This is a genomic window from Kosakonia sp., assembly GCF_032052965.1.
In the GTDB taxonomy this organism is placed as follows: domain Bacteria; phylum Pseudomonadota; class Gammaproteobacteria; order Enterobacterales; family Enterobacteriaceae; genus Kosakonia.
Genome location: NZ_DAMBVN010000004.1, coordinates 104,958 through 126,721, shown reverse-complemented (window position 1 = coordinate 126,721; position 21,764 = coordinate 104,958). Strand labels below are relative to the sequence as shown.

Sequence of the window (21,764 nt, the reverse complement as noted above, 5' to 3'; positions counted from 1 at the left end):
TGAGAAATCGCGCCGAGTGTAATCAAAGCCACCCGGCGGCGATAGGGAATTCGCGGTCACAGAGTAAATAAAGCACATTTTTGTTCGTTTAAGGTTTGCTTAAGTGCGGGGGAGTAACGTGTTGCTATTCACGGTTTAACCAGGAATCGTCTAACTCTCAGCCGAGTAAGACAAAACCCCTTTACCGTTCACCGCGCCGCTTTTAAGGTGGGCGCTTTCGCATCAATTTGGATTGTTTAATCAAAGAGTAACACGAGTATGCTAGAGAGCCTGAATCACGCCCTGTTCTACTGGATTAACGCCACACCCGACTCCCCTCACTGGCTAATTGCGTTTGCCGACTTCGCGGCCAGCGATCTTATCAGCATCGTGCCGCTGCTGGCGGTGGGCCTCTGGCTATGGGGGCCGCGCAGTCAGGTCACCGCTCAACGCCAGTTGATCATCAAAGTGACAATGGCGATGTTTGTCAGCCTCTGCTGCTCACTGTTACTGGGTCATTTCTTCCCGCACGATCGCCCGTTTGCCGATCAGGTGGGTTATAACTTCCTGCATCACGCGCCGGATAGCTCCTTCCCGAGCGATCATGGCACAGTTATCTTTACTTTCGCCGTCGCCTTTCTTGCCTGGCACCGGGTATGGTCCGGTGCGGTACTGATGGGTATTGGCCTGCTGATCGCCTGGTCCCGCGTATATCTGGGCGTCCACTGGCCGCTGGATATGCTCGGTGCCCTTCTGGTCGGCATGGGCGGCTGCCTGACGGCGCAGATCCTGTGGCAAGGTTTTGGCCCGGCCCTTTATCGCAGCGTGCAGCAGTGCTATCGCCTCTGTTTTGCTACCCTGATCCGCCGTGGCTGGGTGCGTGACTAAGCCCCACGGCAAAGGTAAGATGAACGCCCTGCTCAATGCAGGGCTTTCTTTTATACAGAGGTTTTATGGAAACAAGACGTGACGAACGGATAGGCCAGCTACTGGCGGCGCTGAAGCGCAGTGACAAGCTGCATCTTAAAGAAGCGGCGGCGCTGCTGGGCGTTTCTGAAATGACCATTCGCCGCGATCTGAACGCCAACAGCGCCCCGGTAGTGCTGTTAGGCGGCTACATTGTGCTGGAGCCGCGCAGCGCCAGCCACTATCTGTTAAGCGATCAAAAAACCCGGCTGGTGGAAGAGAAACGTCGGGCGGCGGGTCTGGCCGCAGCTCTGCTGCAACCGCATCAGATGGCGTTTTTCGACTGCGGCACCACCACCCCGTGGATCATCGAAGCCATCCCTGAGGATCTGCCATTTACCGGCGTATGCTACTCGTTGAATACCTTTCTGGCGTTACAGGAAAAACCCCTGTGTCGCGCTATTCTGTGCGGCGGCGTGTTTCATGCCAGCAACGCTATCTTCAAGCCGCTGAATTTTAAAGAGACGCTGAGTAATCTTCGCCCGGATATCGCCTTCTATTCGGCGGCAGGTGTGCATGCAGAGCAAGGCGCGACCTGCTTTAATCTGGAGGAATTGCCGGTAAAGCACTGGGCGATGTCCAGCGCGCAGTACCATGTGCTGGTCGTGGATCACAGTAAATTTGGTAAAGTGCGCCCGGCCAGCATGGGGCCAATGAGCCAGTTCGACGTGCTGGTCAGCGACTGTCGGCCGGATGAAAGCCTGGTTAACGCCGCCAAAACGCACCACATTAAGCTGGTTTACTGACCGTGCCCCTGGCGGGCACGGCCTGTTAAGGTCAGGAGAACCAGCCGCCGAACCACTGGTGGAACTTCAGTAATACAAAATCCCACATCCGGCCGATAAAGCCCGCCTCGCCTACCGCTTCCATCACCACCAGCGGCCGCTGCTCAATGGTTTTGCCGTTAAGCTGAAAATCGATAGTGCCCACGACCTGACCTTTCGCCAGCGGGGCTTCCAGCTGCGGCTGAGTTAACGTGTACGTGGCTTTCAAATCTTTCAGTTGCCCTTTTGGGAGGGTAATGGCACCGGATTCACCCGCGCCAAGCTTCGCTTCGCTGGCATCGCCAAACCAGACACGCTGATTGACGAAGGCCGCATCCGGTTTGATCGGTGAAACGGTTTCAAAGAAGCGGAAGCCCCACGTCAGCAATTTTTCCGATTCGTTAAAACGAATACGGTCGGTTTTCGCGCCCAATACGACCGAAATCAGCCGCATATCCCCCTGGGTGGCCGACGCAACCAGGTTATATCCGGCACCGTCGGTGGTGCCGGTTTTCATCCCGTCCACATTCATGCTGGTGTTCCACAGCAGGCGGTTGCGGTTAGGCTGGCGAATTTTATTAAAGGTGAACTCTTTCTCTTTGTGAATGGCGTACTCATCCGGCACGTCATGGATCAGTGCCTTGCCCAGCAACGCCATATCCCGCGCGGTGCTGAACTGCCCCGGCGCATCCAGCCCGTGGACCGTTTTAAAGGTAGTATTGGTCAGGCCAAGCTTTTGCGCGTAGCTGTTCATCAGGCTGACAAACGAGTCCTGACTGCCAGCTACAAAATCCGCAATGGCGATACTGGCGTCGTTACCCGACTGGATAATCACCCCTTTGTTCAAATCCGCCACCGACACCTGATCGCCAGGTTTAAGAAACATTAACGACGAGCCGCGCAACACCGGATTACCGGTCGCCCAGGCATCTTTGCCGACGGTAACCGTATCGGTGAGGTGAATTTTTCCGGCTTTTAGCGCCTGTCCCACAACGTAACTGGTCATCAGTTTGGTCAGACTGGCAGGATCGAGCTTCTCATCGGCGTTGCCTTCTGCCAGCACTTTACCGCTGGCGTAATCCATCAGGATCCACGCTCTGGCATCAACTGGCGGCGCACCAGGCGTTTGTTCAGCTGCGTATAGAGAAGGCGTGAAAAGAACCAACAGCGCAGAGCCTGCAGCCAGGCTGCGAAGGGATAAAGAGAAATGCTTCATATAGGCCACCCGAGTATCCATTCAAAAAACGTCACAATACCGTGCCGTAAGAAACGGTGAGTAATAGCGCACAAACGAACCGAAAAAAACCATCGCTGGGTAAAGTTTTTAAAGTTTACGCAATAACCGTGCGCCGTGCCCCGTTACGGCACGATTTTTCTAAGTCGTTGCCAGAACGTTAACTTTCGCTCACCATAGAGCACGCTGAAACATTCACTGGCAAAGGGGTGAGCATGATAACGCTATGGGGCAGGAATAATTCGACCAACGTCAAAAAAGTACGCTGGATGCTGGAAGAGCTTGAGTTGCCATATGAGCATATTCTGGCGGGCGGGCAATTTGGGCTGAACCACGATGCCGACTATCTGGCAATGAATCCCAACGGTCTGGTGCCGCTGCTACGCGACGATGAAACCCAGGCTGTACTCTGGGAATCCAATACCATTTTACGTTACCTGGCGGCGCAGTACGGCCAGGGCCGCCTGTGGGTGGATGCGCCAGCCTCACGCGCCGTGGGCGAAAAGTGGATGGACTGGGCGCTAAGTACGCTGGCTCCGCAACACGGCCCGGTGCTGATGGGCCTGGTTCGCACACCGCCGGGGCAGCGCAACAACACCGCCATTGAGGCCGCGAAGCAGGCGCTGGACGCGCAGTTCACGTTACTGGACAGCGTGCTGGCGAACCAGCCATGGCTCTCCGGCGACGCCTTCGGCTGTGGCGATATTGCCGTTGGGCCGTTCATCTATAACCTGCATAACATTCCGGGTCTGAGCTGGACGCCGCGCCCCCACTTAGCCCGCTGGTATGCACAATTGTGCGAGCGGCCAGGGTTTCGCAATACGGTGATGATCCCGGTAACGTGAGACACAGGTCAGGCAAAGCAACGCCGCGTTCAGGCCACACTGCCGGGCAGCGGCTTTGCTTACCCGGGCTATTAATTCGGACTGACTTTCCATAATTCGCCATCTGATTCATCGGTTAGCACATATAAGTAGCCATCCGGGCCGGTGCGGACATCGCGGATACGGTGGTTGCGCTCGCCGAGAATACGGCCATCTTCGCTGACGCTGTCGCCCTTCACGCTCATGACAATGACCTCTTTTTCTTTCAGCGCGCCGATGAACAGCTTCTCTTTCCACTGTGGGAAGGTCTCACTGTCATAAAATGCCATGCCGCTGATCGCGGGCGACACCTTCCAGTAGAAAAGAGGTTGCTCAGTGCCGGGGACAATGCCGCCTTTCGCTTCAGGGATTTTCAGGCCGCTGTAATTAATGCCCCAGGTAGCAATCGGCCAGCCGTAGTTCTTGCCTTTCTGCGGAATGTTAATTTCATCGCCGCCGCGGGGCCCGTGCTCATTCAGCCATACGGTATGGCTCCAGGGGTTCAGCGCCATACCTTGCGGGTTTCGAATGCCGTAAGACCAAATCTCCGGACGCGCGCCCGCTTTGCCAACAAACGGATTATCCTCCGGTACCTTGCCCTGATCGGTTAACCGCACCACTTTGCCCTGTAATTTATCTGTATCCTGCGCTGTCGCGCGTTGGTTGTTCTCACCCAGCGCAATCCACAAATAGCCTTTACCGTCAAACACCATCCGGCCGCCAAAATGGTTGCCCGTCGAGAGCTTTGGCTGCTGGCGGAACACAGTACGGAAATGTTCAAGATGCTGCATATCCTCGCTAAGGCGCCCATAGCCAACTGCCGTTCCCGCTTTATCATCCTCACCGGCTTCGGCATAACTGAGCCAGACCCGTCGTGACTGGGCAAAGTCCGGTGCCAGCGCCACATCCAGCAAACCGCCCTGCCCGTGCGCCCACACCGTTGGCACACCGGTAATGGGATCGGAAAGCCCTTTGCCCTGTTGCCAGTGACGCAACTGCCCGCCGCGCAGCGTGATTAACATGCCCTGGTTATCCGGCAAAAAAGCCAGTGCCCAGGGATGGTCGAGTTTGGTTTGCAGCACATTGACGTTCACTGCCGACGGGGCGGCAAACACAGAGGCGCTGATAAAAAGACCCAGCAGGAGGAAATGGCGCATACGGCGCTCCTTTATATTCCATGAACTGGATAAAGGTTAGCCTGTGGCGCGTTGGGCGAATCGGGGTTTACAAAAACTTGAATAACAAAGGGGGAGTCGCCTCCCCCTCTTCAAACTCAGATTTCTTCTAGCGGTGCATGCTCGTTCAAATACTGAATGCAATAATTCAGTACGTTCAAGGAGCGTTCGAGCTTGTCGGCATTTACCGTGATGTAAGTCGGGCAATCCTGCCGTCCACTCATCAAGCAAACTGCCGCAGAGGAGAGCGCCTCCTCTGCGCGATAAAGGGCGCCGCGCGTATCGCGGTCCGGCATCTCGCTGAGCCGTTCTCCCTTATCGCGGATCTCCTGCGCAAGTGCAAAAAAACGTTCGCGCAGACGTTCGGTTTCACTGACCGACATATATCCCTTTACTTTCAGTAACTGGCTATAGCCGGCAAGATCGGTTCTGCACGCAACCAACTTCGTCAATAAACGACGAGTGATGTCGTCAAGGGTCATACAGGTTTCCTCCCTTGTTCGCCTAAGTGGCAAATCATAATATGGTCATTTTTTGTACAAAAGCATGAGGAAGGTCAATAAATAAACAGGACCGATAATCCTTTACACCCTACGCACCAGCCATGCCCGCCGGCCGCCGTAGAGAGAACTCTCCAGGGTACTTCTAAACCATAGCTCTCACCAATGAATCCCGCCAGCCAGCACCCGTCTTTCCTTTCAGCATTCGCGTAATAAGCAAAACGGCACAGACGGCCCGTAGCGGGAAAGCATTCTGCTGGTGTATTGTTTTTAAACGATCAATCAGGCGGAATGGACATCAACACGATGCTGAAAATTCTTGGTAAGACAACATCAATAAATGTGCGCAAAGTTCTTTGGACCTGTGAAGAAGCAGGACTGGATTATCTGCAGGAAGATTATGGTAGCGGGTTTGCCTCAACAGAAACCGAGGCGTTTCGCGCGCTAAACCCGAATGCCATGGTGCCGGTACTGATTGACGACGATTTTACCCTGTGGGAATCCAACTCCATTTGCCGCTATCTGGTACGTAAAGCCGGGCGTAACGACCTGCTTCCCACCGAGCCACGGGCCTGCGCGAATGTTGAACACTGGATGGACTGGCAGGCAACCGAGTTTAACAATGCCTGGCGCTATGTATTTCCGGCGCTGGGGCGCAATAACCCGGCATATAACGATCAGCATGCCATCGCTGCTGGCATCAAAGAGTGGAATCACTGTATCGGTATTCTTGAACAACAACTGCAACGAACCGGGGCCTTCGCCGCAGGCGAGACGTTTACCCTGGCGGATGTGGTGCTGGGTTTGTCCGTGAATCGCTGGAAGATGACCCCGTTTGAACACCCGCCGGTACCGGCCATTGAGGCATGGTTCGCGCGCCTTAACCAGCGCCCGGCTTTTTTGCGCCACGGCAATAACGGCATGGTGTAATGCAGACGACTGCCCGGGTGATTCGCGATGATATGTCGGCCTGACCCAATCCGCGCATACTGCGCAAAGGAAAATGCACACGCGCCAGCCATGGTGATTTGCAATGGCGCGGTGGGGTGTGGGTCATCTTGCCGTCAGGCAAAGCTGGCTGGACGCCGCAGGAGTGCATCCGCCTGCTTCGTAAAGCGTGAGGGCTGCCGCAACGCACGACAGCCTTTTTTTTCACCAGCGGGTTGCCTGCATGTCGATCACAAAACGGTACTTCACATCGCCCTTCAGCATGCGGGCAAAGGCGGTTTCAATCTCCTCTCCGCTGATCATCTCAATGTCTGCGGTGATAGCGTGCTCGCCGCAGAAATCCAGCATCTCCTGTGTTTCCTGAATGCTGCCAATTGACGAACCGCTGATACTCAAACGGCGAAACACCATTGGTGTGATATCTGGCGCGGCATGCGGCTGGTCAGGGATCCCCACCAATACCAGACGGCCGTTGGTTTTCAGCGTGGCCAGGTAAGGATCCAAATCGTGCGGGGCAGCGACGCAGTCAATAATCAAATCCAGCGAAGTCTGGCAGGCCGCCATTTGCGCAGCATCACGCGAGACGACAACCTGCGTTGCCCCCAGGCGACGGGCATCGGCGCCCTTTTCCGGCGAGGTGGTAAATAGCGTGACCTTCGCCCCCATTGCAGTGGCCAGTTTTACCGCCATATGGCCGAGTCCTCCCAGACCGACCACGCCAACCCTGTCGCCCGCCGTGACATTGAAATGGCGCAGCGGCGACCAGACCGTCACCCCCGCACACAGCAGCGGTGCGACACCTGCCAGCGGCAGGTTAGACGGGATCGCCACCACAAAATGCTGATCGACCCTCACGCGCTGCGCGTAGCCGCCCCAGGTGCTGTCGCCGGTGTATTTATCAATGCCGTTATAGGTGGCGGTGAAGCCCGCTTCACAGTATTGCTCTTCATGCTGCCTGCAGAAATGGCACTCGCGGCAGGCATCGACCATTACGCCCACCCCGACGATATCGCCCACGTTAAAATGGGTTACTTCTTCTCCCGCTGCCACCACACGGCCGACGATTTCATGCCCTGGCACCAGTGGATAGCGGCTGACCGCCCACTCATTACGTACCATGTGCAAATCGGAGTGGCACACGCCGCAGTAGAGGATTTCAATGTCGACATCCTTTTTTTGCAAAGGACGCAGTGCTATCTGACCGGATGTTAAAGGGCGTGCCGCGTCGTGTGCGATTAATGCGTTGATTTTCATCGTGCCTCCAAATGAACTGGCTGTGGCTAACTGAAGGCGGCAGACTATAGTCAACATGATTCTATTTTGATAGTAGTCACCATTTGGTGACCATAAACAGAGGACAGAACAATGCCCGCCTGGGTTGACGGTAAACTCTTTTTCTACGCGGATTCACCACCGCGTCGCCTGATGGATCTCTTCTCGGTGAAATGGAGCACCATGGTACTCCACGCGCTCTATCACTGGCCGGATGAACGCGCCCGCACAGGGGAGTTGCAGCGCAGCCTGCAAGGCATTTCGAAGAAGATGCTGTTCCAGACACTGAAAGAGCTGGAACAACGCGGGCTGATCGCCCGCCATGTATATGACGTGATCCCGCCGAAAGTCGACTATCGGCTCACGCCGCTTGGCAGAACGTTTGCCGAACCCATTGAGCAAATGTACCAGTGGGGACTGGAAAACCAGATCGCGCTGGATGAAATGGAAGCGCATTACCGCGACGGTTAAAGAAAGGTCCGCCAGCGTCGATAACAGGCAAACAGATCGAATCAGGGAATAATCATGCGCGGCGATAATCGGGATTTTATAGAGATTGAAGACTCACTGGATGTTTTTTTAGCGGACGATGTCGTCATTGAAAAGATGCAAATGATCAATGGCGAGATCAACGACTGGGAAAAATGGTTGCAGATTGAATTGCAGTATTACTTTCAGCACCATCCGCTGTTTCAGTGCCAGCGTGAAAAACAGTTTTCTCTGACCCTGCCCGGCAGCGCAATCAGAAGAGTCATGTCTGTCGATTTGGTCTTAAAAAGAGAGACAACCAAAGCGATCCAGGATATTTACGTCGAACTGAAATGTGTGAAACGGCTAAGTACTCTGCGCCGCGTGCTGCAAAAAGATTACGCCAAATTGCACTTGCTGGCGCAGCATCAACCGATGCGTTCTTTCTGGTGTATCGCCTTTTACTGGAATTACGACGAAAGTGATGTCGCTATGGCACCTTTCCTTGCCGGATATAAATATGCCGTGCATAAGGCCATTGATCTCTGCGGCTGCGGCGATCCGCACTGCGAAGAAGCCAGGATGGGATATGTCATTATTGGTGGTAAACGGTAAATACATTCGCGACTCTTTATTGTCCGCCCCCTACTCTATTCCAGCCATTTCCTCTGCGGTGATATGAGGGTAAATTGCCAAGGATCACCTTAACGGCACAGGTAATATCTGATGAGTACCAAAATCACCGCGGAAATCGCACTGGAGCAGTTACGCGAAAATTTACGCCCCGCTTGCGTGGCTACCGTAGGAGGCTTTCGCCCACCGGAAGATCCCCTTACATCATGGTTCTGCCGCGGTGTTGGCTTAGCCGCAGAAGGGCTTCCGCTCTGGCAGGGAGAACCCATGTTTCCGTTGTTGCAGATACGGGTGGCAGAATTACCCTGGATACCGGAAGCACTAAGCGATATTGCCCTGTTGGTGCTGTTTCATAATTTACGCGAACACCCTTTCGATAATAAACATGGCGACGGCTGGCTTATTCGCGAATATAAAAGCACCGACAATTTGAGCCCCTTACCCGATGTTGCCCACCCGTATAAACCTTTTCCGTTGCGCTGGACATTGCACCAGGATGCACCCGGATGGGAAGACGCATGGGACGTTGTAGACTTATCCGCCGTGAATGCCGATCCCGCCGCCACAGAAATATTTTTCAGGGAATTTAACCGCTACCCGCAGACTAAAGTGGGCGGCTACCCCTATGAAATTCAGCATGGGGTAGGCCTCGATGATTTTGTCTTCCAGGTAGGCTCGGAGGAAAAAGTGAACTGGATGTGGGCAGATAACGGCATCGGTTATTTCTTCCGCTCGCCGCAGGGTGAATGGCGTTGGTCATGCCAGTTCTATTAAAAATGGCTCGCGGCCCCCTTGTGATATAGTGCCCATTCGACCCACCAGGCAAGGGAAATAAGCGAATTGAATATCACATTAATACGCCATGGGCAGCCAGAAATTACCGTTCTGCACAGTGCGAAAAGAATCAAAGCCAGTGCGATGCAAGCCTGGATAGCCGGTTACGATGCCTCAGATATTGTGGGCGCGCCGACGGCGGAAATAATATCGATGGCCGGACAGAGCGATTATTGTGTTTGTAGTCCACTGCGACGCGCACACGCCTCACTGCTGGCGACAGGATACACACCAGATGAGATCATTCATAAACTGCATGAAGTCCCTCTTGCTGTCGTGAACGTTCCCTTTCTCAGGCTGCGCCCGCAAACATGGCTGATTGTTTTTCGCCTCTGCTGGATGCTCGGCTTTATCACTGGTTCAGAGTCACGATCCGCCGCCAGAATAAGAGCCGGTGAAGCCGCTGAATATTTGATTAAGCACGCTGAAGTACACGGCTCTGTTTTCAGCATGGGTCATGGTTTTATGAACAGGCTGCTTGCCCGTGAACTGGAAAAGCGTGGCTGGAAAAGAGCAGACAATAAGGGACACAGATACTGGAGTGGCGTGAAATATCGTCATCCGCTCCCGCAAACACCACGTTGAAAGACGCGCGGTTCAGCGAATGCGGGCAGGTTTTTCGTCCTGGCCATTGCCCGCCACGTCTAATAACGCGGCCTCAAATGAACGGGCAAACATGGCGCCGTGCGTCAGACCGGGAAAAAGCCAGTAAGTGACTGGCGCGCCACCAGCACGCAGCGCGGAAGCTGTTTCACGCACGGCTTTCAGTACGTCTGGCACCTTATCCTCTTCCCGGCTTCTCTGCTCGCCATCGCCTTCCATAAACCACAGAGATTTCGTGCGGGTGTTTTGCCGGGTAACGTGCTCGACTGCATGGAGTAATGCAAAGTTATTGCGCCCTAATGACGGAACGGCAGAATAATATGCCGTAAAAAATGCCGAGGAAAGGTAGCTATCCAACACAAATAAGCCGCCGTAAGAGTGCCCCCATAGCGCGCGTTTTTGTGAATCGACAGGGAGATCTTTTTCCACGGCCGGGGCAATGGTCTGCTCCAGCAACTGGCGGAACACAACGCTACCGCCGCCGGTTCTGCCGCGCAAATTCTGCGCTTTCCCGCCCGCCGCCGGGGTGTAGTCCCAGGCCCTGGCATTGAGATCAAACGGCAGCGGTGTCTGATACCCGACCGCTACCAGCACGGGTGCATTACCCTGCGACAGTTTTTGCAGGACGTTATCCGATAACTTATCCATCACCGCATTACCGTCAAGCATATACACCACCGGGTACCCCGCTGCGGGTGGTGTGTTGCCGGGTACGCCGGTCCATACCTTGTAATGCCGTTGCCCATCTGCGGAATCAAACGTGCGAACAGAAAAGTGATAAAACGCGGACCCACGATCGGCAATGTTTGGCCCCAGCGGCGTCATATCCGGTCTGGCATAAGCGGTTGTGGAACTCAGCAACAACCCCGACAGCGCCAGCAGGCGCAAACCGTTGAATCGAGACGTCGTCTTTTTTACTTGCATCAAAAACGTACCTCTCGCTGCAAAGGGAAATATTTTTTTGGGGTTATCAGCATCAGTCCTGTCCGGGAAGTGAAATGACGCGCAATAACGTAATGCGAATCATTATTAATTGCAACAGGATAAATGGACTTTCTGCCTATGTGTTCAAGGGGTTATTGGGCTTGAAGAAGGGATACATCGCCAGAGGCCCAGCCCCTACTCCCCCGGTTTTTGTAACGGTTCATGCGATTATTGCGCCAGTTGCTGTTGTAATTCCTGGCAGAGTGCCCAGTGTTCATCAACAGGCACGGCGGTTCTCGAGCGTTGCCCGGCTGTCATTTGCGGCTCAGTCCACAGAAAAGGGTAAAAAGAAAATACTTTGTCGCCCGCCAGCGCCGCAACATCATCCTGCCAGCCGGGCCAGCGCACGGTTTGGTAGAACAAAGCCAGATCGCCGCACAACGTCCACTGCACAAATGCCGAATAACCGACTTCCAGGCTTTCCCAGGCCAGGCTGTCGGGTGCAAAGTAGTAAACATTACCGACTTCTTCACCCAGTCCCCCACCGTTAATGGCAAAAAAGCCACCGCTGGCATCGTCGGCAATCAGCAGTCCGCCAAAAGCTTGCATACCGGCTACCGATTGCGTCCACGCAGCCGGGTCGCGCGGCAGTCTTGAGTGGCCCGAGCCCAGGATACGCAGCCAGCCCCCATCAATCAGCAACCCGCCCGTTTCATACACGACCGCCCCCATGGATGAACGGGTGGTCACTTGCAACTGACAGAGCGCCCGTTCGGCAAGCTGCGGATCTTTTGGCAGGATCTCATAAGGGTTAGTGGCCTCACTTAACCACGTTTCAACGACCGCCCAGCCCGGATCCTGCATATCGATTAAGTCAGTTAATGGCTTCACCCTTGTTCCTTTCGTCTCGCTTGTCTGGCTGTTGATCATGGTGCGTTTTTTTGCCAGCCACGCGTCTTCGCCCGTTCTCGCGGGATAACAGTGCCAGTACGACCCGGCAATCTCAACCCGCAACGGGGCATCTTTCTGTTTAGTACTAAAAATGGTAGGTCACTTTTCATTCGACGCAATTGAAAATGATATTTGTTTTCATTAGCATTATCTTTTTGTGAATAACTGTAAAGAAAGATTACATGCCTACCATGAATCCACACAAAACTGCCCTTCGCGTGTTCGCACTTTCCTTTGCGCTCTTTTCCGCGGCTTTATACGCCCAGGAATTTACCGAGAGGGATTTCCCGTCTCAGCCTCTTGGCCACGGGGTGTACGAGCTGGCTTATGACCACGGGCAAAAAACCCTTTTTGCTGCCTCCGCGCCTTCTTTTGCAAAGGACAAAACAGACGGTCTGGTATTCCGCCTGGCAGCCGATTCCCTGAAAATTGATCAGCGCATCACGACGCAACGACGCACTTTTGCCGTCGCCCTGGATGAAGCAAACCATCTCCTGTATTTGGGTAACTCCCTGGAAGGCTCCCTCACTCTGCTGGATACCCGTACGAATAACGTCATCAAAACACTGCAACTGAGTGACGACAGCGACCCGAATAAGAAAGCCCACGTGCGTGAAGTGGTGCTCGATAAGCTGCATCAGCGTTTGTATGTCTCCGGCATTGGCGCCAAAGACAAAGGGTTACTGTGGGTCGTGGATACGCAAAAGCAGGCGCTGGAGAAAACACTGGAGAAACTGGAACCCGTCGGCTTTGCTGTGGATGAAGCCGGCAACAACGTTTATGTGGTGAACGGTAAAGGCGAGCTCATTACTCTGGACGGCGCAACATTGCAGCTCCTGTCGCGCGTGAAAGTCGATCCGGCAGAGCCGAAACACTACTTCCTGAACATTGCTCTTAATACCGCAGCGGGAGTTGGCTACATTGCCGACACCAACACCCCGGATGTGCTGGTCGTCAAACTCGATTCTGGCGAACTTGTTCAGCGTATTCCGACGCCCAACTCGATTGCCGTGCTCTATAACGCCGCGCGCGATGAAGTGTATGTCACGCACCGTAACGCCCGACAAATCAGCATCATTGACGCCAGCAGCTACCGTCTGAAACACACCATTAAAACGACCGCGATGCCAAACAGTCTCGCCCTTTCTGCCGACACCAGTACGCTCTATGCCAGCGTGAAACAGGACGAGAAAGAGACGAAAGCGGACTACGTTCTCAAAATCGATTTAAGCAAATTCTAAGGGATTTTTTGTGAAAACTAAGACACGTTTGTCCGTGGCGATTGCGCTTGCCCTCACGCCTCTCACGACCGTTGTGAATGCTGCAGATAGCGACACCGCAAAAGAAGATGAGCTGGTCGTCACGGCGACCGGTTTCAGCCAGGAACGTCGCGACGCGCCGGCAACGATCTCCGTCGTCGACGAGAAAGGGCTCAATACGCGTTCCAACCAGAACATCACCGAAGCGTTACGAGAAATGCCGGGTGTACTGGTCGGCAATGGCCACGGCACGCTGGCCACGGGCGATATTCAGATGCGCGGGATGGACTCCACGTACACCGCCTACATGGTGAACGGCATCAAACAGGCGACGCGAGAATCACGCCCGTATGGCCACAGCATAGGCACCGAAGCCGCGTTTATGCCGCCACTTGCGGCCATTGAACGGATCGAGGTGATCCGTGGGCCTATGTCCTCGCTCTATGGCTCCGACTCCATTGGAGGGGTGGTCAACGTCATCACCAAAAAAGCCTGGAACCTGGATAAATGGACCGGGGTACTGGAGGATAATTACTTCCTGCAGGAGAAAAGCGAATACGGCAACACGAATCAGACCAACGCTTTCGTGATGGGGCCGGTGATCCCCGGTAAGCTTGGGATCAGCGTCGGCGCAGATTATCTCGATCGCCGCGATGACGATAGCGCAACTAAACAGCGTTTTGTAAAGCACCAGTCCGGCAATCTCGATGCCACGATCTCGATGTCGCCAACCGACACCCAACTTTGGGATCTCAATGCCACGCGTGGACATCAGGAAAAAAGCCATAACCAGAAAGAGTGGTACTGGGGCTTCGACCGCGAGGCCGTGTCACTGTCACAACATGCCTGGTATGGCGATGATCTGCTGGAAGCAAAAAACTTCATCAGCTATGAAAAAGCCCGTACGGAATATCGGGTACCGGGCATGGATTCACAATTCATTGAACAGCGTAACTTCGAAGCCAACAGCGCGAATACCTTCTCCCTGGGCGATCACAAGCTAACGCTGGGCGTTAACTTCACGCGCAATGAGCTCAATGACACTTTCAGCATCGAAGATAAAATGGCTCCGGGTGTTACGCCCGTAAGTAAAATCACCCGCGATGGGTGGGCGCTATTTGCCGAAGACGCCTGGATGATGGTGCCGGACTTCACACTGACCACCTCTGCCCGTTTGGATCATGACAGCTATTTTGGCTACCACGTAACGCCAAAACTCTACGGAAACTGGACACTGGATGAGCACTGGGCGCTGAAAGGCGGGGTTTCTGCCGGGTATAAAAAACCGGATCTGCGTGAGAATAACGCGGGTTTCACCAGTGTTTATGGTTCCTATCCCTATTCCGAAATTGGTATTGGTAACGACGATCTGAAGCCGGAGCAGAGTATCAACACCGAATTGGGTGTGTACTGGCAAAAAGAGACGCTGGCGCTGGATGCGACAATTTTCCATACCCGGTTTAAAAATAAAATCAGCGATTACACCATTTGCGAAGCGACGGATACCCAACAGTGCCAGTACAACGGGTATGTGGCGGAAAGCGTCTTCCAGTATTTCAACGTCAGTGATGCCGAGATTTACGGACTGGAGCTAAACGGTGACTGGCAGGTAACGCCTTCCCTGAAGGCCAATGCGAACTATACCTACACGCACAGCGAACAAAAAAGCGGTGAGTATAAAGGCTATGCGCTGAATGATTTTCCGAGCAGTATGGCTAACCTTTCACTGACCTGGAGTGCGACAAACGATCTGGATCTGTGGGCAAGGTCGAGCTGGCGTAGCAAATCGCCAGACCTCGGTAAATCCAGTTCAACGGATGCCTATGCGCTGGTCGATCTGGGGGCGCGTTACCATCTGAATAAACAGATCACCCTGATGGCGGGCGTGTATAACTTGTTTGACGTCAACCCGATATACACCACCTCGAACAGAGAACTGGCGATGCTCGAAGGACGCCGTTATAACCTCGGTGCACGCTACGAGTTTTAAGCATGACAGTGATACCCGCTTGCAATACGCATTAAAGACGAACACCGTTCCGCATGGTTTACCAGGCATGCGGAACGGATACGAGCCGGTGAAACGTTAGCGCTGTTCACTGACTCGGTGGCGGGTGAACTGCTGCTCCAGCATGCTGCTACCCCACTGGTCTCCCTGCCACTCTTTCGCCAGCCTGAAGCCAAAAGATTCATACAGGCGTCGGGCGGCATTCAGGCCGCTGAACGTCCAGAGTTGCACGGCGGAAAACTGCTGCCGATCGCAAAATTGCATGGCACTGGCCAGCAACTGACGCCCGATGCCGGAGCCGCGGCATGCATCATCCAGGATAAACCAGCGCAGATGTGCCTCGTTATTGCCCAAATCCTCACCATCAATCGCCACCGAACCCACTACACGGTCATTCTGAACCGCGAGCCAGATGTGGTTACGTTCACTCTCGAGCCGACCCGCAAATTCAGCCAGACCCGCCGCCACTTTGCTTTCAAAGAAATAGCCAAACCCATAATGTCGCGAGTAATAGTTCGCATGCATTTCGCTGATGCGGCCAATCATCCCCGGCAGGTAACCGGTGATGATTTCCGGTTTCGTCCCCGCAGGGAGCGGCGCATCTTTACGGCACGCTTCCAGTGCTGAAGCATATGCCGCCAGTCCCCCCGCCACCATTTTCTGTCGGTCTGGTGGCAGGTAGTCCATCGCCTTCTGGACCTGTACCTCTCCGTAGTGGTTAATGCGCGCCACGCTCGCTTTTCCCTGGGCGGTCAGTTCCAGTTGTTTAAACCGCCCATCGTGGGCCAGCGGCACCTCCTTTAACTCACCGGCCTGGATAAGCCTGGCCAGCATCCTGCTGACGCTGGATTTCTCGAGGCCGAGCAACACCACCAGTTCTGCAGCGGTAATGGAACCGCGCATGCCCACTTCCAGCAGGGTGTGGACCGCGGAAGGCGAATAATCCGTCGCCGCCAGCGTGCTGTTCATAAATCCCAGTTCACGCACCATCTGCCGCGAAGCAGCACGAATGTCATTGATAAGTTGAGGTGTTGCCATGCCTTTACCCGTTTATAGTAGATAGTTGTGTAATACAACCATCTCTCAACAGGCGTGTCAATCGTCACGGTACAGGCCTCAGCGCGGGCAGTGATCTTCACGCTGCAACCAACCGATGAGTAATGAATACTCCTCAATTCAGAGGCAACGTTAATAGCGCAAAACAGTTCCAACATTTACATGTCCATTGCGGCACTTTAAGGAACCAACACCGCGTTTTAGCTCCATCTATTTTGAGAGATTCCTGCGGGGGATGTTTGGTGGGTATACGTACTGAGTACTATTTTTCATTGAATCATGCCGTCGTTAATAGAGATTTCCTCGTTCTCCGATCAGTAATGATTGCCGGCACGATGAGCAACCCGTGAAGCCATGACGGTAAGGAGACGATGAAATAAGCAGCTGGCAATCCCTCTCCCCGACGTGCGCTAATCAACGACGTAACAGGCCCCCCCTATAAATCCAGGCAATAGACCTGTACAATCCCTGCCCTGAGATCCTATAACTGATTATTTTTTGAACATATGAGCAATGTGAACCTGCAGCCGAAAATCGGCTTTGTCTCTCTTGGCTGCCCGAAAAACCTGGTGGATTCTGAACGCATCCTCACGGAACTGCGCACCGAAGGCTACGATGTTGTCCCGAGCTATGACGATGCCGACATGGTCATCGTTAACACCTGCGGCTTTATCGACAGTGCCGTGCAAGAGTCGCTGGAAGCCATTGGCGAAGCGCTGAACGAAAACGGAAAAGTTATCGTTACCGGCTGCCTGGGCGCAAAAGAAGACCAGATCCGCGAAGTACACCCGAAAGTACTGGAAATCACCGGGCCGCACAGCTATGAGCAGGTGCTCGAACATGTTCACCACTATGTGCCGAAACCGAAGCACAATCCGTTCCTCAGCCTCGTGCCGGAACAGGGCGTTAAGCTAACGCCCCGTCACTACGCTTACCTTAAGATTTCTGAAGGCTGCAACCATCGCTGCACCTTCTGCATTATCCCGTCCATGCGTGGCGATTTGGTGAGTCGCCCGATTGGCGATGTGCTCGCAGAAGCCAAACGTCTGGTCGATGCCGGAGTGAAAGAACTGCTGGTCATTTCGCAGGACACCTCCGCCTACGGTGTAGATGTGAAGCATCGTATGGGCTTCCACAATGGCGAACCGGTGAAAACCAGTATGGTCGGCCTGTGCGAACAACTGGCCAAACTCGGTGTCTGGACACGTCTGCACTATGTTTACCCTTATCCGCACGTGGACGATGTCATTCCGCTGATGGCGGAAGGTAAGATTCTGCCGTACCTCGACATTCCCTTGCAGCACGCCAGCCCGCGCATCCTTAAACTGATGAAGCGGCCGGGAGCCGTTGACCGCCAGCTGGCACGCATTAAACAATGGCGTGAGATCTGCCCGGAGCTGACTCTGCGCTCTACGTTTATTGTCGGCTTCCCTGGCGAAACCGAAGAAGACTTCCAGATGCTGCTCGACTTCCTGAAAGAAGCGCGTCTGGATCGCGTAGGCTGTTTCAAATACAGCCCGGTAGAAGGCGCAACCGCCAACGAACTGGCGGATCAGGTGCCGGAAGAGGTGAAAGAAGAGCGCTGGAACCGCTTTATGCAGCTGCAACAGAAAATCTCAGCAGAACGACTGCAAGAGAAAGTCGGTCGCGAAATCCTGGTGATTGTCGATGAAGTCGACGAAGAAGGTGCGATTGGCCGCAGCATGGCAGATGCGCCGGAAATCGACGGTGCGGTCTACCTGAACGGCGAAACCCGCGTCAAACCTGGCGATGTGATCCGCGTGAAAGTAGAGAACGCCGACGAGTATGACCTGTGGGGCACGCGCGTTTAACCTCTTTAAAACCCGGCCATCGCCGGGTTTTTTCTTTCTGCCACCACACTTAACCTTTGATCTTCGGATCCAGCGCGTCTCGCAGGCCATCGCCCAACAGATTAAAAGCCAGCACGGTCAGGAAAATGGCCAGTGACGGAAACAGCGCCACGTGCGGCGCAATTACCATATCTGCCCGCGCTTCATTGAGCATTGCGCCCCACTCCGGCGTGGGCGGCTGAGCCCCAAGCCCGAGAAAAGAAAGGCTGGCTGCAGAGATAATCGATGTGCCAATACGCATGGTGAAATAGACCACAATCGACGACACCGTTCCGGGCAGAATATGGTGGAACAGGATCACCGCATCGCTGGCGCCAATGCTGCGTGCGGATTCGATAAAGGTTTGTTGTTTCAGCACCAGCGTATTGCCACGCACCAGGCGTGCAAAGGCCGGCACCGAAAACACCGCCACAGCGATAATCACATTCGCCATACCACTGCCCATCACCGCCACCACAGCAATCGCGAGCAGAATGCCGGGAAAAGCAAACAGCACATCGCAGATGCGCATAATAATCCGATCCCACCAGCCTTCGTAATAGCCTGCCAGCAGCCCCAGTACCGTACCCGTCAGCGCGCCAATCAGCACCGCAAACACCCCGGCGGCAAGTGAGATGCGCGCGCCTACCAGCACCCGGCTAAAAATATCGCGCCCCAGAGAATCCACGCCGAACAAGTGCACCAGCGACGGCCCTTCATTCAGGCGGTCATAATCAAAGTAGTTTTCAGCATCAAACGGCACAATCCACGGGGCGAAAATCGCCAGCAGGATCAACAGCAACACAAATAGCCCGGCGGTCATCGCCACCGGCTGACGGCGAAAACGTCGCCAGAATACATCCCACGGCGTGCGTACATGGCCCGGTTTTACCACGGGCATCGCATTCAATACCGCCTGTCGACGCCAGTTAAAAAGTCGCATCCTTACTTATACCTGATGGCTGGATTAATGGCGGCGTAGAGCACATCCACCACTAAATTGATAAGAATAAATTCGAGAGAGAAGAGCAACACTTCGGCCTGGATCACCGGGTAGTCGCGCATTTCTACCGAGTCCACCAGCAGTCGCCCCAGTCCCGGCCAGTTAAAGACTTTTTCAACCACGATCGAGCCGCCGAGCAAAAAACCAAATTGCAGCCCCATCATCGTCACTACCGGGATCATCGCGTTACGCAGGCCATGTTTGAGAATAACCCAGCGCTCACTCACCCCTTTGGCGCGTGCGGTACGCATATAATCTTCGTTAAGCACATCGACGAACGAGGCCCGGGTAAAACGCGCCATAACGGCTGCCACCGCCGCGCCAAGCGTCAGCGATGGCAAAATGTAGTGCTGCCAACTGTCTGCCCCGACGGTGGGCAACCAGCCCAGTTCAACAGAGAAGACCTGCATTAACAGCATACCGAGCGCAAAAGCCGGAAACGAAATGCCGGTGACTGCCAGCGCCATTCCCAGATGATCCGGCCAGCGGTTACGCCACACGGCAGCAGCAATGCCTGCGCCAAGGCCAAACAGCATCGCCCAGAACATACTGGTGAGCGTGAGCAAAAAAGTGGGCAAAAAGCGGCTGGCAATCTCTTCAACGACCGGGCGGCGAGAAGCCATCGACAAACCAAAATCGCCCTGTACGACACGGGTAATGTATTGCCAGAACTGCAACCACAGCGGCTGATCCAGTCCCAACTGGCTGCGCACCATAGCAATGACCTGCGCATCTGCTTCCGGCCCGGCAATCAACCGCGCCGGATCGCCGGGAAGTAAATGCACAAATAAAAACACCAGCACCGCCACGATCAACAGTGTCGGGATCAGGCCGAGCAGACGTTTAATAATATAATTCAGCATCGCGAGTTCCATGCCCCCTGACAGCATACAAGGAGGAATGCGTTATTTATTGCAAATCAGCGTTGTCAAAGCTGAATCCGGTATCGGGCATGATATAAAACCCGGTCAGCTTTTTGTTGTGCGCCGAAACCAGTTTCTCTACCACCAACGGTACCCACGGCGAATCCTGCCAGATAATGTCCTGCGCCTGTTTATACAGACGTGCTTTTGCCTCTGGGCTGGTGGTTTTCAGGGCCTCAGTGAAATCTTTATCCACCTGCGGATTACGGTAAAACGCTGTATTAAACTGGGTGGGCGGCCAGTTCCATGACGCAAACAGCGGCGACAGCGCCCAGTCGGCTTCACCGGTCGAGGCCGTCCAGCCGGTATAGAACATCCGTACGCCGCTTGTGCTCTGCCCTTTCCCTTCGACCTCGGCCGCACGTTGTCCGGCATCCATTGCCGTCACCTGCACTTTTATGCCCACCTGCGCCAGTTGCTGCTGGGTAAACTGCAGCACCTTCTGCGCCGTACTGTGGTTATGTGACGACCACAGCGTAGTGGTAAAGCCCTGCGGATAACCGGCCTCTTTTAGGAGTTCACGCGCTTTCGCGGGATCATAGGGCCAGGGCTCATAAGCCTGAGAATAACTGATGGTCGGCGGCACCACCCCCGTTGCGGGCGTGGCAAACCCGGCAAAAGCCACTTTCACCAGCGCCTGGCGGTTAATGGCATAGTTGATTGCCTGGCGCACTTTCGGGTTGTCGAACGGCTTTTGCGTCACATTCATACTGATATAGCGCTGCATGATGGAGGGGCTGGCAATCAGCTCCAGCTTACTGTTACGCTTTAACACTTCCGCCTGTTCATAAGGGATCGGGAAAGCAAACTGCGCCTCGCCAGTTTGCAGCATTGCGGCGCGGGTATTGTTATCTACCACCGGTCGCCAGGTAATGGAGTCCAGCTTCGGTAACCCTTTTTGCCAGTAATCGGCGAATTTCTTCACCTTTACATAATCCGTCTGGTTCCAGGCCTCCAGCACATACGGCCCGGTACCCACCGGGTGGAAACCAATTTCGTTGCCATATTTTTTCAGCGCCGCCGGAGAGATCATCGCCGTCGCCGGGTGCGCCAGAATATTAATAAACGCCGAGAAGGGCTGCTTAAGGGTGATTTTCACCGTAGCCGGGTCGACCACCTCGGTTTTGTCGATATTTTTATACAGGTTATAACGCTTAAGGCTGTTCGCCGGGTTGCTGGCACGATCGAGGTTGGCTTTGACGGCGGCAGCATCAAAGTCGGTACCGTCCTGAAACTTTATCCCCTTGCGCAACGTAAGGGTATAAACCAGCCCGTCCTCGGATACCGAGTAACTTTCCGCCAGCACATTGACCAGTTTCATCTCTTTATCCAGGCCGAACAGCCCCTGATAGAAAGACTTCGCAACCGCCTGTGACAGGGTATCGTTGGCGTCGTAAGGATCGAGTGTGGTGAAATTCGACCCCACCGCGACAACCACGTTTTTCGCGGCAAAGGCAGGCGTCGCGGCCAGCGCAAGCACCACGCTGAAAGCAAGCCGCCCGTTACGTGAAACGAATTGTGTCATGTTGTTCTCCTGAAAATCCCTGCCAG

21 protein-coding genes are annotated in these 21,764 nt (G+C 54.4%); 11 read left to right on the top strand and 10 right to left on the bottom strand.

Annotation, left to right across the window (positions count from 1 at the left end):
- The first annotated feature begins 258 nt into the window (after positions 1 to 258).
- Both ybjG and deoR read left to right on the top strand, forming a co-directional pair.
- Entirely contained in the window at positions 259 to 867 is a 609-nt protein-coding gene (ybjG, locus tag RTX30_RS07375) for an undecaprenyl-diphosphate phosphatase (protein WP_312688481.1), read from the top strand.
- A gap of 65 nt (positions 868 to 932) precedes the next feature.
- Positions 933 to 1,691 (top strand): DNA-binding transcriptional repressor DeoR, encoded by a 759-nt coding sequence (gene deoR, locus RTX30_RS07370; RefSeq protein WP_312688479.1) that lies wholly within the window; start codon positions 933 to 935, stop codon positions 1,689 to 1,691.
- Between the two features lie 31 nt (positions 1,692 to 1,722).
- On the opposite strand, the gene dacC is transcribed toward deoR, so the two are convergent.
- Positions 1,723 to 2,925 carry a serine-type D-Ala-D-Ala carboxypeptidase gene (gene dacC, locus RTX30_RS07365; protein WP_312688477.1) on the bottom strand — a complete coding sequence of 401 codons (1,203 nt, stop codon included), beginning with the start codon at positions 2,923 to 2,925 and terminating at the stop codon, positions 1,723 to 1,725.
- Between the two features lie 233 nt (positions 2,926 to 3,158).
- On the opposite strand from dacC, the gene RTX30_RS07360 reads away from it, so the two are divergent.
- Positions 3,159 to 3,788, top strand: coding sequence for a glutathione S-transferase family protein (locus RTX30_RS07360; RefSeq protein WP_312688475.1), 630 nt, complete (start codon positions 3,159 to 3,161; stop codon positions 3,786 to 3,788).
- A 71-nt stretch (positions 3,789 to 3,859) separates the two neighbouring features.
- Here the strand turns inward: RTX30_RS07360 and RTX30_RS07355 are convergent, their stop codons facing one another.
- Both RTX30_RS07355 and RTX30_RS07350 read right to left on the bottom strand, forming a co-directional pair.
- Entirely contained in the window at positions 3,860 to 4,963 is a 1,104-nt protein-coding gene (locus RTX30_RS07355; protein ID WP_312688473.1) for a PQQ-dependent sugar dehydrogenase, read from the bottom strand.
- Between the two features lie 116 nt (positions 4,964 to 5,079).
- Positions 5,080 to 5,463, bottom strand: coding sequence for a biofilm formation regulator BssR (locus tag RTX30_RS07350; protein WP_312688471.1), 384 nt, complete (start codon positions 5,461 to 5,463; stop codon positions 5,080 to 5,082).
- 324 nt (positions 5,464 to 5,787) lie between these two features.
- Between RTX30_RS07350 and RTX30_RS07345 the strand changes: the two genes are divergently transcribed.
- Positions 5,788 to 6,411, top strand: coding sequence for a glutathione S-transferase (locus RTX30_RS07345; protein WP_312688746.1), 624 nt, complete (start codon positions 5,788 to 5,790; stop codon positions 6,409 to 6,411).
- A 222-nt stretch (positions 6,412 to 6,633) separates the two neighbouring features.
- Here RTX30_RS07345 and RTX30_RS07340 read toward each other — a convergent pair whose 3' ends face one another.
- Positions 6,634 to 7,683, bottom strand: coding sequence for an NAD(P)-dependent alcohol dehydrogenase (locus tag RTX30_RS07340; protein ID WP_312688469.1), 1,050 nt, complete (start codon positions 7,681 to 7,683; stop codon positions 6,634 to 6,636).
- A gap of 111 nt (positions 7,684 to 7,794) precedes the next feature.
- Here RTX30_RS07340 and RTX30_RS07335 point away from each other — a divergent pair, with 111 nt between their 5' ends.
- The 4 genes from RTX30_RS07335 (at position 7,795) to RTX30_RS07320 (ending at position 10,221) form a co-directional block, all read left to right on the top strand.
- Positions 7,795 to 8,172 carry a helix-turn-helix domain-containing protein gene (locus RTX30_RS07335; protein ID WP_312688467.1) on the top strand — a complete coding sequence of 126 codons (378 nt, stop codon included), beginning with the start codon at positions 7,795 to 7,797 and terminating at the stop codon, positions 8,170 to 8,172.
- 54 nt (positions 8,173 to 8,226) lie between these two features.
- Positions 8,227 to 8,784: a hypothetical protein gene (locus RTX30_RS07330; RefSeq protein WP_312688466.1), complete on the top strand. Its 558-nt coding sequence runs from the start codon at positions 8,227 to 8,229 to the stop codon at positions 8,782 to 8,784.
- Between the two features lie 111 nt (positions 8,785 to 8,895).
- Positions 8,896 to 9,576, top strand: coding sequence for a DUF1963 domain-containing protein (locus RTX30_RS07325; protein ID WP_312688465.1), 681 nt, complete (start codon positions 8,896 to 8,898; stop codon positions 9,574 to 9,576).
- Positions 9,577 to 9,642: 66 nt separating this feature from the next.
- Entirely contained in the window at positions 9,643 to 10,221 is a 579-nt protein-coding gene (locus tag RTX30_RS07320) for a hypothetical protein (RefSeq protein ID WP_312688464.1), read from the top strand.
- 12 nt (positions 10,222 to 10,233) lie between these two features.
- Here the strand turns inward: RTX30_RS07320 and RTX30_RS07315 are convergent, their stop codons facing one another.
- The gene (locus RTX30_RS07315) at positions 10,234 to 11,163 is read right to left on the bottom strand and encodes an alpha/beta hydrolase (protein WP_312688462.1); all 930 of its coding nucleotides are present in this window, start codon (positions 11,161 to 11,163) and stop codon (positions 10,234 to 10,236) included.
- A 228-nt stretch (positions 11,164 to 11,391) separates the two neighbouring features.
- On the bottom strand, positions 11,392 to 12,054 hold the full coding sequence (locus RTX30_RS07310; RefSeq protein ID WP_312688460.1) for a DUF2625 domain-containing protein: 663 nt from the start codon (positions 12,052 to 12,054) through the stop codon (positions 11,392 to 11,394).
- Positions 12,055 to 12,296: 242 nt separating this feature from the next.
- Between RTX30_RS07310 and RTX30_RS07305 the strand changes: the two genes are divergently transcribed.
- Together RTX30_RS07305 and RTX30_RS07300 are read left to right on the top strand one after the other, a co-directional pair.
- The gene (locus RTX30_RS07305; protein WP_409429807.1) at positions 12,297 to 13,355 is read left to right on the top strand and encodes a YncE family protein; all 1,059 of its coding nucleotides are present in this window, start codon (positions 12,297 to 12,299) and stop codon (positions 13,353 to 13,355) included.
- A 10-nt stretch (positions 13,356 to 13,365) separates the two neighbouring features.
- Entirely contained in the window at positions 13,366 to 15,363 is a 1,998-nt protein-coding gene (locus tag RTX30_RS07300; protein WP_312688459.1) for a TonB-dependent receptor domain-containing protein, read from the top strand.
- A gap of 96 nt (positions 15,364 to 15,459) precedes the next feature.
- Here the strand turns inward: RTX30_RS07300 and RTX30_RS07295 are convergent, their stop codons facing one another.
- Positions 15,460 to 16,419 (bottom strand): helix-turn-helix domain-containing GNAT family N-acetyltransferase, encoded by a 960-nt coding sequence (locus RTX30_RS07295; protein ID WP_312688458.1) that lies wholly within the window; start codon positions 16,417 to 16,419, stop codon positions 15,460 to 15,462.
- Between the two features lie 524 nt (positions 16,420 to 16,943).
- On the opposite strand from RTX30_RS07295, the gene rimO reads away from it, so the two are divergent.
- The gene (rimO, locus tag RTX30_RS07290; RefSeq protein WP_312688457.1) at positions 16,944 to 18,269 is read left to right on the top strand and encodes a 30S ribosomal protein S12 methylthiotransferase RimO; all 1,326 of its coding nucleotides are present in this window, start codon (positions 16,944 to 16,946) and stop codon (positions 18,267 to 18,269) included.
- A 49-nt stretch (positions 18,270 to 18,318) separates the two neighbouring features.
- Here rimO and gsiD read toward each other — a convergent pair whose 3' ends face one another.
- Genes gsiD through gsiB form a run of 3 tightly spaced genes read right to left on the bottom strand, consistent with a single transcriptional unit; the run spans position 18,319 to position 21,738 of the window.
- Complete coding sequence (gene gsiD / locus RTX30_RS07285) at positions 18,319 to 19,230, bottom strand: glutathione ABC transporter permease GsiD (protein WP_312688456.1); 912 nt, start codon at positions 19,228 to 19,230, stop codon at positions 18,319 to 18,321.
- A gap of 2 nt (positions 19,231 to 19,232) precedes the next feature.
- The gene (gene gsiC / locus RTX30_RS07280) at positions 19,233 to 20,153 is read right to left on the bottom strand and encodes a glutathione ABC transporter permease GsiC (protein ID WP_312688454.1); all 921 of its coding nucleotides are present in this window, start codon (positions 20,151 to 20,153) and stop codon (positions 19,233 to 19,235) included.
- Positions 20,154 to 20,199: 46 nt separating this feature from the next.
- Entirely contained in the window at positions 20,200 to 21,738 is a 1,539-nt protein-coding gene (gene gsiB, locus RTX30_RS07275) for a glutathione ABC transporter substrate-binding protein GsiB (RefSeq protein WP_312688453.1), read from the bottom strand.
- Positions 21,739 to 21,764: the final 26 nt, after the last annotated feature.